At 55.5% G+C, this 12805-nt stretch carries 7 protein-coding genes; 6 read left to right on the top strand and 1 reads right to left on the bottom strand.

What is annotated here, in order from left to right; translation table 11 throughout:
- Positions 1 to 28 precede the first annotated feature (28 nt).
- Positions 29 to 1840: an arylsulfatase gene (locus tag NB063_RS14240; RefSeq protein ID WP_250929405.1), complete on the bottom strand. Its 1812-nt coding sequence runs from the start codon at positions 1838 to 1840 to the stop codon at positions 29 to 31.
- Between the two features lie 336 nt (positions 1841 to 2176).
- Between NB063_RS14240 and NB063_RS14235 the strand changes: the two genes are divergently transcribed.
- The 6 genes from NB063_RS14235 (at position 2177) to NB063_RS14205 (ending at position 12426) form a co-directional block, all read left to right on the top strand.
- Positions 2177 to 2701 carry an RNA polymerase sigma factor gene (locus NB063_RS14235; protein ID WP_250929404.1) on the top strand — a complete coding sequence of 175 codons (525 nt, stop codon included), beginning with the start codon at positions 2177 to 2179 and terminating at the stop codon, positions 2699 to 2701.
- The gene (locus NB063_RS14230) at positions 2698 to 4125 is read left to right on the top strand and encodes a hypothetical protein (RefSeq protein WP_250929403.1); all 1428 of its coding nucleotides are present in this window, start codon (positions 2698 to 2700) and stop codon (positions 4123 to 4125) included. The genes NB063_RS14235 and NB063_RS14230 overlap by 4 nt, the downstream gene beginning before the upstream one ends.
- Before the next feature lie 82 nt (positions 4126 to 4207).
- Positions 4208 to 6388 (top strand): arylsulfatase, encoded by a 2181-nt coding sequence (locus tag NB063_RS14225; RefSeq protein ID WP_250929402.1) that lies wholly within the window; start codon positions 4208 to 4210, stop codon positions 6386 to 6388.
- Positions 6389 to 6801: 413 nt separating this feature from the next.
- On the top strand, positions 6802 to 10311 hold the full coding sequence (locus NB063_RS14220) for a family 43 glycosylhydrolase (RefSeq protein WP_322975203.1): 3510 nt from the start codon (positions 6802 to 6804) through the stop codon (positions 10309 to 10311).
- A 131-nt stretch (positions 10312 to 10442) separates the two neighbouring features.
- Positions 10443 to 10586: a hypothetical protein gene (locus tag NB063_RS14210; protein ID WP_250929401.1), complete on the top strand. Its 144-nt coding sequence runs from the start codon at positions 10443 to 10445 to the stop codon at positions 10584 to 10586.
- 91 nt (positions 10587 to 10677) lie between these two features.
- Entirely contained in the window at positions 10678 to 12426 is a 1749-nt protein-coding gene (locus NB063_RS14205) for a sulfatase-like hydrolase/transferase (protein ID WP_250929400.1), read from the top strand.
- Positions 12427 to 12805: the final 379 nt, after the last annotated feature.

Genomic DNA, 12805 nt, shown 5'->3' with positions numbered 1-12805 from the left:
GAGTTACGTGAACGGTGACGCCGTCCAGCTAATTGACCCGTCTCAACACGATCAGTCTGACTTCGACGCCGGAGTCGCCTTGGATATTGGGGGCTCGCAATCTGATCGTGCCGGTTGCTTCGGGTAACCGGATACGGCCAAGTGACATCGGTTTCCAATCTTTTTCGTAGCCCTCGGTCCGTGGTGCCCGGTCGTACTGATCGGCAACAAAACCAGCGGGTGTGGACTTCTTTACCTTCGCAGTCGTGGGTGTGCCGATCACGTTTCCGTCGGAGACAAATGCCAGCTCCAAGTCGGTGCCAACGGCGGATTCATCGCTTCCATACCACAACTGCACGTCAAACGTTCCTTCGGAGATCACGTCGACGTTCCAATCAATGGTGTCGTCCGATTTCACCCAGTTGAAAAAGTACGTACTGTTGGGATGCTTGCTGCTGCGGCGAATCTCGCCAGTCGCTGTCGCGTCTCGAACAGGCAATTGTGTCCATTCCGCGTCGAGATGTCCGACCGCGAAGATTGGTTCGCCAGATTCGCCCGCTTTGCCGGCGTTGGTTTCGTCTCGCCATTTGATAAGCTGGCTATGTAATTGTTTTGCGATGTCGGCGTGTTGTTTCGAAACGTCGTCGAGTTCGCCGCGGTCGTTTTCAATGTCATAGAGCGTTCCGTTGAGGTGGCAGCGGAATTGTTGTGAGCGGACGGAAAGCTTGGCTCGCCAAGCGGAATAGAGCAGCCGATCGGGCTGTGAAGATTGATCCACCGCGCCGGTCAACTGTTCCGCCAATGAGATACCGTCGAGGGGCCCAGCGGTCTGGCCGACGGGAACACCGGTTAAATCGGTCAGCGTTGGCAACAAATCAATGGCACCGGCGATCGAGCTGATTTCGGCGCCTGCGGGGATGTGACCAGGCCAACGGATGAGGCACGGAGACCGCAGGCCGCCTTCGTGAACCGAACCTTTCACGCCTCGCAGCCCACCGTTGAAACGATATCCGTTGGGGCCGTTGTCGCAGAAAAACGCGACGATGGTGTTGTCGGCGAGCTGCAGTGAATCGAGTGTTTGTAGGATTCGCCCGACGTTGCGGTCGATGTTTTCGCAAAGCGCCATCGCCGCTCGTGTGTGATCCGTTTTCTGACGTTTTGCGTTCTCGGGTCTTGGGTCGGGAACCAACTCTTTTTCGGAGAACGGTTTCCAATCTTCATCGGGCACTTGCATCGGCGCGTGCGGTGTGTTCAACGGCAGGTAAACAAAGAATGGTGATTCGCGATGCGTTTGAATGAAATCGATCGCGTGGTCGGTCAGGTCGTTGGTGATAAATCCGTTGCCGTGAACGACCCGGCCGTTGTGTTCTAAGATCGGCGAGAAGTAGTTGCCCCAGTGACCGCTGCAGAAACCGTAGAAATCGCCGAAGCCGCGTGAGTTGGGATGATACGGGGCTTGCATCCCCGAGTGCCATTTTCCATACGCCGCAGTTTGGTAACCGGCCTCGCTGAACACGTCGCCGATGGTGCGTTCGGCGAGGTCAAAACGCTCGCCGCCTTGCGAGGTGCTGTAGACTCCCATGCGGGTGTGGTAGCGGCCGGTCAGGAATTCGGCGCGGGTGGGTGAGCATACCGCGCAGACGTAGAAGTTCTTGACGTTGGCACCGTCTCGGGCGAGCGAATCGATATGGGGTGTGTTGAGATTCGGATTGCCGTGAAGACTCAAGTCACCCCATCCCTGATCGTCGGTCAACACAACAACGACATTCGGACGAACGCCTGACTCGCTACGGCCGACGCGATGGAAACAAGCCAAATTGAGCAGTAGGGCAACAGTGAACGCAGCGGCGATTCGTATCATTTGGGATCTCGGGGATGTCACGCCTCAACGGCGAAACGTCGGTGGGGAGGGCATGTTGGAAGGGGATGACGTTAACGCATCGGTCGCGCCGGATCAACTTTTTTCGGCCACGCTCCTTCGCTGCCATTGCCGAAGACCGCCAAGGCGTAGGAGCGGCCGCTTTCGGCAACACCGCCCCTTGGCCTTTGGTCTAATGGGTTGCGCTGCCAGCACTGCTGTCCATGCCGCCTAACCTGGCGGTTCATTTCACTTGGTCCCCTCATTTACATGTCGATCTCTGAAAATTACGTAATTTCCTGTCGAGACTCTGGCGGGGCGGAGCGTATGGAGCAGGTGATGACCACCCTGACCACCGCGCAAACGACTGAACGTCTCCTCGAGAATCGCCACGCTTTGACCGCGTATATCTCGTGCGTGACAAGAAACTATCACCTTGCCGAGGACGTCTTTCAGGAGGTTTGCGTGAAGGCGATCGGAATGTCCGACTTTTTCGAGTCCGACGTGCATTTGCATAGATGGTTTCGCGTCAGTGCCCGGAATCGGGCGATCGACATCATTCGGGCTCGCGAAGGCCGGTACGTCGGATTGAGTGAAGAGGCGTTGGAGATGCTCGAAAAAGAATGGGAAGCTGAAACGACGCCCCCGCGAGATGAGCGGAGCGACGCGTTGGCGAAGTGCCTGGAGTCGTTGACGCCACGCAGCCGAGAAATTGTCAAAATGCGTTATTTCGAAAATCGCTCTGGAAAAGAGGTCGCTGAAATCATCGGAGCCAAGGTCGGCTCGGCGTATCAAGCGATCGCGAGAATACACAAGGCGTTGCGGGAGTGCGTTCAACGGCAGGCAGAGGCGATCAACGGATGACTGAAAACGAGTTAGATGACTTTCTTGAAATGGTCGCAGCGTACCAAGATGGCGGTTTGGCGGGTGATGAGTTAGCTCGGTTCGAGAGCGATTTGTTGGCCGACGCCCAACGCCGACGCTTGTTCGCGGAAGTGCAACTGCGCAGTGCTGCGATCTGCGAACAATTCCGCACTGAAGCGTTTTCGATGAATAACCATCAACCGACTTCGGCAAGCGAGGTGACTCGTCTTCGATCACGTCGACGAGTTTGGCTGTTGGCAGTGGCCGTCGCTGTTGCTGCATCCATCGCGATCGCATTCATCGCCCCGTCGCAGTTGTCAGAGATTGACCAGATCGCCGGAGGGCCTGTATCGAACAAGAGTGGCGTGGCGGCTCCCGCCGATGGCTTCGCAACGATCACATACGCGAGTCATGTCACTTGGGACGGAGAGGTGCCAGAAACATCGTTGGCGTCCAGTCGTTTGAGTTCTCGTGTCAACTATCGATTGTCATCGGGATCAGTGCGTTTGTCGATGAACAGCGGCGCGATCGTTTCCTTAGCCGCGCCGGCGTCGTTTACCGGAATCGGCCCCGATGAGATCGAATTGCAGGCCGGAAAGCTCGCCGCACGGATGCCGAATGAAACGAGCACGTTAGTTGTTCGTGCCGGCGATACCATCGTGCGAGATCGTGGCAACGCGTTTGGGATCACGGCTGGTGCGAACGGCGATGTGGATCTGTCGGTGTTTGATGGGAGTGTCTCGGTCGAACGTTCACGAGGTACGACCGCGTCCGAGTCTCAAATGGTCAAAGAGGGCGAGTCGATCGAGTGGGGAGCCAGCGAAAGACGTGCGGTCGCGTTCTCGGGGAAGCAATACGAAGACCTCTGGCCTTTAACCGTTGGCATCAATGAGGCATCTAACTTGATCGATTTCGTTCCGCCTGGTCCGCTCGGTTCTTTGGATCGTTTCGCAAACGATTCGAAGTTGTTGCTGATTCCTGAAAAACTCAATCATCGACTTAACGCCCACAATTCCATCGCGGCGATTCGGCCGGCCGAGTCCTATCCGGAGACGAAACACGCCCGGATCACGTTGGCTCCCGGCAAACCCATCAGCAGCTATTTGCTCGTCTACTTGCCCGAGGAACGATGGGAAGGGAACAGGCATACAATTAGCGGTAGCGTCTCGTTTCAGAAGCCCATCATCGGAGTTGTCGTCGGGCAGATGGCACTCAAAAAGTCAGACCTGTTGTTTGGGGTTCCCGAAATCAAATATGACCAACTGAAATTTCGATATCTTGAAGATGTCACCACCGAAGACGGAACCCTGCCTCCGGACTCACTGCGTGTGAGCGACGATGGCAAAAGCCTGTACTTCAACCTAAACGTCGGAGCGGGGCAAGATAATCTGCGGGTGCTCGTTGACGAGAGTGCGTCGCCTTAAAGAGTCGGTAATTCCCGACGTAAGTGATCTGCCGTTTGACCCGCAGTGCTTTTGCATTTGGTCCTTTTTAAGTTGAATCATGATGAATCACTGTCGTTTACCATCAGCCTGTGTTGCGATTCAGATCCTGGTGGTTTCATTTGCGATTTCAACGTTCGCGACGGCTGCCGAGAATCCGAATATCATCGTGGTGCTCGCGGATGATCTTGGCTATTCGGACTTGGGATGTTACGGCGGCGAAATCCGAACTCCGAACATTGACGCGTTGGCCGGTGGAGGTGCGAAGTTCACCCAACTCTACAACTCCGCCCGCTGTTGCCCGAGTCGTGCTTCGTTAATGACAGGTTTGTATCCGACGCAAGCCGGGATTGGTGATTTCACGACGGACAAACCCGATCGAAATCGCGGGCCGGGGTATCTAGGGCGGTTGCGGGATGACTGCGTCACGATCGCAGAAGTGCTTAAACCAGCAGGCTACGGGTGCTATTACGTCGGGAAGTGGCACATGCATCCCGAAACAGGACCGATCAAACGTGGCTTTGACGAGTTCTACGGTTACACCAACGCTCATTCTCACGATCAGTATGATGCGGACTACTACGTCCGTTTACCCCAAGGCCGCGACAAAGAAATCGACCCGCCTGCGGAACAATTTTACGCAACAGACGTCTTCAACCGCTATGCGTTGGAATTTATCCGCCAAGGGCAAAAGACTGGAAGTCCGTGGCTCTTGTTTCTCGGTCACTCATCGCCTCACTTTCCCATCCAGGCTCCCGCGGAACGTGCCGATGCGTACGAGGAACTCTACCGTCGAGGCTGGGATGTCTTGCGTGCGGAACGTTTCGAGCGGATGAAGCAGAACGGTTTGATCAATGGCAAAAGCTGGACGCTGCCGCCGCGTGAAATCGTTCCCGTTGACCGCGACGACATCGCAAACGGGTTTTCAGGGCAACAAAATCCGGCTTGGGAATCGCTCGATGAATCACGTCGCAATGACCTCGTCCGGCGGATGGCCGTGTTTGCTGCCATGGTGGAAGCGGTCGACCGAGGTGTGGGAGAGATCGTCGAGCATTTGAAGACGACCCGTGATCTGGACAACACGCTGATTCTTTTTTTGAGCGATAACGGTGCCTGTTACGAATGGGGACCGTTCGGCTTTGACGGGAAATCACGACGAGGCACCACGACGCTGTCGAGCGACACGGATCTACGCAACATTGGTGGACGTGGAACGCATCAATCTTACGGAAGTGCATGGGCAAACTTGGGAAACACTCCGTTTCGGATGTACAAACACTTCACGCACGAAGGCGGCATCAGCACCCCGTTCATTGTCCATTGGCCGCGTGGGTTTGGCACCCGAGACGATTGGATTCGTCAGCCGGTTCACGTGATGGATATCTTGCCGACGTTGATGGATGCGGCCGGTGCGGAGTATCCGAGCGTATTTAATGGGATCGAAATCACACCGGCCGAGGGATGCAGTTTGATGCCGGTGTTGCGGGGCGAGCGTCTTCCAAAGCGGTCCATCGGATTTGACCATCAAGCCGCTCATGCGCTGCGTGCTGGCGATTGGAAGATTGTCTATAGCAAACGAATGCCGCACGACTTGAAATGGGAACTCTACAATCTCGCCAATGATCGATGCGAGACAGTCGATCTGGCCGAGCAAGAACCCGAGCGACTGCAAACCATGGTCGCGGCGTGGGAAACGTGGGCGACACGTGTCGGCGTCACCCAGAAAGCAGACGCCAATCAGGCGGGCGTAAAGTCCCGGGGTTCGGCTCACGATGCGAATAAGCAGTCCGATGTAAAGTCACCCAAAGTTTCGAATCGCCCGTTAAGACTCCGCGTGCTCGTGCAATCGGAGAATCCCAACGGAGTCGCGATCGCCCAGGGCGGAAACCAGCATGGCTACGCGTTGCACTTCATCGAAGGACGCCCCGCCTTTGATGTTCGGATCAATGGTAGCGTGACCCGCCTCGCGTTCGATTCCCCCGTGCACGGAACGATCTCGCTCGATGCAATCATTACCGGCGATGAAATCACTCTCGCGGTCAATGGTGGAAAGCCCATCGTTGCAAAGTCACCTGGTTTGATTCCGGTCGAACCAATGGATCAGCTCAGTGTCGGGTTCGATGATCGTACCGCCGCCGGCGACTACGCTGCTCCCAATCGATTGCGTGGGTCTGTGCTCGAATATACGGTGAATGAAACTGACGTCGTTACTACGGACAACGACCGAACACTTCATGACGACTAGCTTGACAGCGCCACGCTTTACGTAGTGCGGTCTCGGGACATTGATTCAATTAATGCGGGATTTCAAAAGTAGCGGAACGGCGCGAGCCGTCCGGTGACTCGGGACCGGACGGCTCGCGCCGTTCCGCTATAAAGAGCACTCAAGCAATCGACGTCCGCTGCGAACGAGAATTGCGGGTATTACCCGCATCCGGAGCCTCGGAGAGGCTCCGCTATGTGAAAGTTGAAAACTGAAATACGTCTGCCAGAAAGTGACGCTGTCCAGCCAAGGCCGAATGGAACTGTCAATCGATGATAGTCTGCTACCTATCGCTAAAAGAAAATCGCAGACCGCCACTTCGTCCGCAAATTGCGAAATCCAGCGTCCTTCCTTCTGAACCAACCATCAATCCCACCAACTATCCCTTCCTCCCCATGACAAGCCACATCGAATCGAAGTTTTTCTCGAACGCCGCACGTTACCTTGCGGCACTTAGCACTCTTTTCGTCGCCTCCACGTGTGGAGTCAGTTCCGCGGTCGAGATTGCTGATCAATGGCGTTACACGCTCACGAAACCCGCTGCCGGCTGGCAATCACCGGAATTTGATGCGGGCTCGTGGCAAATCGGCAACGGCGGTTTTGGAACGGTGCAAACGCCTCATTCTCGGGTGGGCACCGTCTGGTCGACCAATAGTATTTGGTTGCGAAAGACGATCGAACTTGGATCCGTTCCAGCTTCTCCGGCTCTGCTGATTCATCATGATGAAGACGCGGAGGTGTATCTCAACGGCGAACGGATTATCGCGTTGAAAGGCTTTTTAACGGACTATCAGACGATCGCCATTGCACCGGACAAACGCTCTGCGTTGAAAGTGGGACGGAACGTGTTGGCCGTGCACTGCAGGCAAACCTCGGGTGGGCAGTTCATTGATGTCCATTTAATTGACGCGGAGAACATTCCGACGCTGCCGCCGGCTGAGCGGAACTTAAAGCCGTTTCAGTCGGACCTGGTCACGCAGTGGGGTGAGAAGGTCACGGCGGAAAACACTTGGTCGCAATACCCACGTCCCCAGTTACAGCGTGACAACTGGAAGAACTTGAACGGACAGTGGGACTACGCGATCACACCAATTTCGCAAACGGCGACCCCGAATGACTGGGCAGGAAAGATCCTGGTCCCGTATTGCTTGGAATCAAAATTGGGCGGAGTGCAGCGATTACTTGATGCATCTGAAGCGTTGTGGTATCGGCGAAGTTTTCAGGTGGTCCGACCTGAGTCCAATCGTCAAATATTGAATTTCGAAGCTGTCGATTATCGCTGCGAAGTCTTCGTCAACGGCAAGTCCGTCGGGAAACACCAAGGCGGCAATACACCATTTTTCTTCGATATCACCGATGCGATCCACGATGGTGAGAACGAACTCGTTGTGCGTGTTGAAGACGCAACCGAGGAATGGCAACTGCGTGGAAAGCAAACGCTGAACGCGCGGGGCATCTGGTACACACAAGTATCCGGGATCTGGCAGACGGTTTGGCTCGAAGAGGTGAGCGACAGCTATCTCGTCGACCTGAAAATCACCACCGACGCGAGCGAAGGTACGATCCGTATTCGTCCGGTTGTTGAAGGACGCGGACGTGTTCACGTCATCATCAAAGACGGCGAAACGATTGTCGCCGAAGCGACCGGTTCCAACGAGTTGATCGAACTCAAGATCCCTGACGCGAAGCTGTGGTCGCCCACGTCTCCGCATCTGTACGACATCGAAGCAACACTTGTCGATGTCAGTGACAACGTGCTCGACCGAGTGACATCGTATGCCGGAATTCGCTCGGTCGGCAAAACCAAGGACGCCGATGGAAACTGGCGGTTCACGCTCAACGGCGACATCGTCTTTCATTGGGGGCCGCTCGACCAAGGTTGGTGGCCTGATGGTTTGCTGACGCCGCCATCCGACGAAGCGATGTTGTTTGACATTGAGTGGCTCAAGAAGGCCGGCTTCAACATGATTCGCAAGCACATCAAAGTTGAACCACGACGTTATTACTATCACTGCGATCGATTGGGAATGATGGTTTGGCAAGATCACGTCAGCGGCGGACGGGGACGCAATCAGGGATGGCCGGCGTGGACTCGGCTAAAAACTGACCCTGTGGACGCGACATGGCCCGCCGAACAGCACGACCAATTCATGACCGAGCTTGAATCGATGATCGATGAACTCGAGAACCATCCGTCGATCGTTTGCTGGGTGCCGTTCAATGAAGCGTGGGGCCAGCATCAAACGGTGGAAGTCGGTCAGTGGACTGTGAAACGAGATCCGAGTCGATTGGTCAATATCGCCAGCGGCGGCAATTTCTGGCCCATCGGCGATATCGTCGACGAGCATCGGTATCCGCACCCCGGTTTCCCTTTTGAACTGAACACTAACGGACGGTTTGATGACTTCATCAAAGTAATCGGCGAGTTTGGTGGTCACGGTTACCCCGTGACAGGGCACCTGTGGGATGCCAATCGGCGCAATTGGGGCTACGGTGATCTTCCCAAGTCCGAAGCGGAATACAAAGATCGTTATGTAAAGTCCATCGAAATGCTCAACGAGCTGCGGGGGCAAGGCATCGCGGCGGGCGTTTACACGCAAACGACGGACGTGGAAGGTGAGGTCAACGGTCTGATGACGTACGACCGTAAGGTGATCAAAATCCCGGCAGACGAACTCGCCAAGTTACATCGCAAGCTCTTTCAACCAGCGGCGGATTCTGCTGCCGCGAAATCAGCTGAGACAGCGGAGCCGGTTCCTAAACCAGCTTTTGTGGAAGTGAAGACCACACGGAAACCGGGGCCAGTCATGGATCCCGATACGATTCGTGCTAGTTTGCAATCACACGATCGAGCCCTCTACATCAAATCTGGTTGGATTCGGCATCCCTACATCACGCTCGGTCCCGATGGCTACTACTACCTCACCGGAATACAGCCGAACGAAGGCGATCCGCGCGAAGTTGAAAATCCGTACAACATCGGACTCGGCGATCAAAGTATTGTCGGCAACCAAGTTCGGGTTTACCGCAGTCAAGATTTGATTGAATGGGAATCGTTGGGCGTCCCTTTTTCAATCGACGACACTCTGTCGGCGAAGAAAGCCGGTAAGTCGCCGAGTCGAATTTGGGCACCCGAAATCCACTGGATGCCGAAGGTCGAACAGTTGTCCGAAGTCAACCGGATTCCCGGTGTCGACCAAATGAGTGGGTACTGGGCGTTGGTGCATTGCCCGCAAAATGTTGCCAGTCTCGCGATTTCAAATGATAGCGAACTGGCCCGGCCATGGAGTCATCCGATGGGCAGCAAGCTCGGTCAGCGTCATGATCCATCCTTATTCACCGACGATGACGGTACTGTGTATCTGTTATGGCGGAACACGATGATCGCGCCGCTCAGCAAAGACTTCACTCACTACACATCCGAACCGGTTCGCATTGACCCATCGGGGACTCGTCCCGGTCCGAACGGATCGCCGATCACTCATATCGGTCACGAAGGAGCGACGATGATCAAGGTCGGCCGCAAGTATGTGCATCTCGGTACGGCTTGGTCGACCGATCAAATACGCAAAGGGTCATACAATCTTTATTACTGCGTCGCCGACAACATCACCGGCCCCTACGGGCCTCGCAAATTTGCCGGGCGGTTTCTTGGCCACGGCACACCGTTTCAAACCAAAGATGGTAAATGGTGGTGCAGCGCGTTCTTCAACGCCAACGTTCCACCGCTGCCTCGAGAGGGTATCGAAACAAGTGACCTCGGTGATAATGCCCAAACGATCAACGAGCAGGGCGTAACGATCGTGCCGCTTGACGTTCGAGTGCTTGAGGACGGTGAGATCTACATTCGTGCGAAAGATCCCGCTTACGCGACGCCTGGGCCGGATGAAGCCCAGAAGTTTTGATAACGACGCTCAGCGGCGTGATGAAGCTCTCACTATAGTGTGCGCCGAAAACGGCTGAGGTAATCGATTCCGCATGTTCGCCGCATGCGTGTAGGGGCAATGTGCGGCAATGTTTCGTTGGGAAGCAACCAATGGTGTCATCGGTCGCAACACGGTCGCTGGCTATTGGCAAGTCTCGCTTGCGTCGCGATGATAGTTTCATCGACGAAGCACTCGATAAAATTGCCGAATCATCTGAAGAACAGGTCGGCCCCTCGTTCGCCGATGGTATTTGAAGTCAGCTTCTGGCTCCTTAGGATCTCTCCGCCGCGATTCGCATCGAGTGTTACTTCGCACCCCCAAACATTGATGAAGAGGACAGGCACCATGACGAATCGGAACGTAATGAAGATAAGCGTCGCGATCGTGATCGCGTTGATGTCGAGCAACATCGCGATCGCAGATTCGCCTCGTCCGAATATCCTTTTCATCGCGATGGACGATTTGAACGACTGGATCGGTTGCTTGGGGGGAAATCCTCAGACGATCACGCCAAACTTGGACCGACTCGCCGCGAGCGGGATGTTGTTCACCAATGCACACTGCCCGGCACCGGCGTGCAACCCATGCCGATCAGCGATCTTCACCGGTCGTGCTCCCAATAGCAGCGGATTGTACGACAATCGACAGCAGATGCGTGAGATCATGCCGAACGAGGTCTTGATTCCTCAGTACTTTCGCAACAATGGTTATCGTGCAGCTGGCTCGGGAAAGATGCTGCATTACTTCATCGAAGCCGCATCGTGGGACGAGTACTATCCTGACGCCGCGACCGAGAACCCATTGCCCAAATCGTTTGACCCGCCGAATCGTCCCGTTTCTCTTCCGCGAGGCGGTCCGTGGCAGTACGTCGATACCGATTGGGCAGCCCTCGATGTCACAGACGAAGAGTTCGGTGGCGACTATTTGGTGGCCGACTACGTCATCGAGCAGCTTAGCAAGAAACAGGAACAACCACTCTTTTTGGCGTGCGGTCTCTATCGGCCCCACGAGCCTTGGTTTGTCCCGAAAAAGTATTTCGAGCCGTTCCCATTGGATAGCATTCAGTTGCCACCGGGGTATCTGGAAAATGATTTGGATGACGTTCCTGCCGAAGGCGCACGGGCAGCTCGGAATCGATACTTTGCTCACATCCAAAAACAGGGCCAGTGGAAACATGGCTTGCAGGCATACCTCGCGTCGATTCACTTTTCCGACGCGATGTTAGGCCGCGTACTCGACGCTCTCGACTCGAGTGCTTACGCAGACAACACAATCGTAGTGCTCTGGTCCGATCACGGTTGGCAATTAGGGGAAAAGGAACACTGGCAAAAGTACACGCCGTGGCGTGGCGTGACCCGCGTTCCACTGATGGTGCGAGTTCCCGCTGGTATCTCGTCGGCCTTGCCCGAGGGAACGATGGCCGGGACGGTTTGCAATGCCCCCGTCAATCTGCTCAGTCTCTATCCGACGCTGCTCGACCTTTGCGGTTTGCCAGAAAATCCGGTTGCCGATGGGCCGAGTCTCTTGCCGGTGCTCTCCGACCCGACCGGAGCGGGCTGGGCGCATCGCAGTGTGACGTATCTCAATAAGCCTGGAGCCTACGCGGTCAGCGGCACGACGCATCGATATATCCATTACGCCGAAGGTGGCGAGGAACTCTACGACATCGCAAACGACCCCTACGAGTGGACAAACTTGGCCGGCCTAGCATCATCCGCCGAACTGCTCGCCGATTTCAGAAAGCATTCGCCCCAACAATTCCATGAACGAGTCGAGCCTTCCGTCGAATCTCTCGCCAAGCTGCATTGGAATCCCAGCACAGGAGCGGCCGTTCCACCATCGGTTCCAGACGGCGGTTCATTCCCGGTGTTCTTTAGCAATCAACGCGAAACAACCGTTGAACTCTGTCTGGTCGATAAGAACGGACAGGCGAAGCCAGTTGGAGTGATCGGTGTCGGTGAGCGGAAACGCCAAGAAACGCGTCCGGGTGTCGTGTGGCTGATCCGTGATGCCGCGACGCAGCGTCCTCTCGGACACTTCATCGTCGACGACCGAACGGCCCAAGCGATCGTGCCCAAGCCTAAGTCGAACTGATCGTCGTCTACTCGATTTGGCGTTCAATGATCGCGTCTTAATCGACGCGAGTTCTTAGGGCCGTAGGCACGCCTGCAATTGGGTAGGGACGCCGATTGAATTACTGCGGGATTTCAAATTTAGCGGAACGCCGCAAGCGGGCTGTTGTTTTAGTGAGCCGACGGCACTAGCCGCGGGCCTAACGGCTAGTACGTGCCCATTGGAGGCCCGCAGCTAGCGCTGTCGGCTCACTAATTTTTGCGAAACGCCTAAAACAACAGCCCGCTTGCGCTGTTCCGCTAAAAGACGAGGTAACCCGCAACCATGGACTGGCGTCCATGGTTAATCAAATGCCGTGCCTTCGGCACTCGATGATGCACGGCACAAAATCCGAGACGAC

It is taken from the genome of Aporhodopirellula aestuarii (assembly GCF_023701485.1).
GTDB classification, from domain to species: domain Bacteria; phylum Planctomycetota; class Planctomycetia; order Pirellulales; family Pirellulaceae; genus Rhodopirellula; species Rhodopirellula aestuarii.
This window is presented reverse-complemented; position numbering and strand designations above follow the sequence as displayed.

What these genes read in the sequence shown, in the direction of transcription:
- NB063_RS14240 (WP_250929405.1), bottom strand. Translation starts at nt 1,840, where the DNA reads ATGATACGAATCGCCGCTGCGTTCACTGTTGCCCTACTGCTCAATTTG.
- NB063_RS14235 (WP_250929404.1), top strand. Translation starts at nt 2,177, where the DNA reads ATGACCACCCTGACCACCGCGCAAACGACTGAACGTCTCCTCGAGAAT.
- NB063_RS14230 (WP_250929403.1), top strand. Translation starts at nt 2,698, where the DNA reads ATGACTGAAAACGAGTTAGATGACTTTCTTGAAATGGTCGCAGCGTAC.
- NB063_RS14225 (WP_250929402.1), top strand. Translation starts at nt 4,208, where the DNA reads ATGAATCACTGTCGTTTACCATCAGCCTGTGTTGCGATTCAGATCCTG.
- NB063_RS14220 (WP_322975203.1), top strand. Translation starts at nt 6,802, where the DNA reads ATGACAAGCCACATCGAATCGAAGTTTTTCTCGAACGCCGCACGTTAC.
- NB063_RS14210 (WP_250929401.1), top strand. Translation starts at nt 10,443, where the DNA reads ATGGTGTCATCGGTCGCAACACGGTCGCTGGCTATTGGCAAGTCTCGC.
- NB063_RS14205 (WP_250929400.1), top strand. Translation starts at nt 10,678, where the DNA reads ATGACGAATCGGAACGTAATGAAGATAAGCGTCGCGATCGTGATCGCG.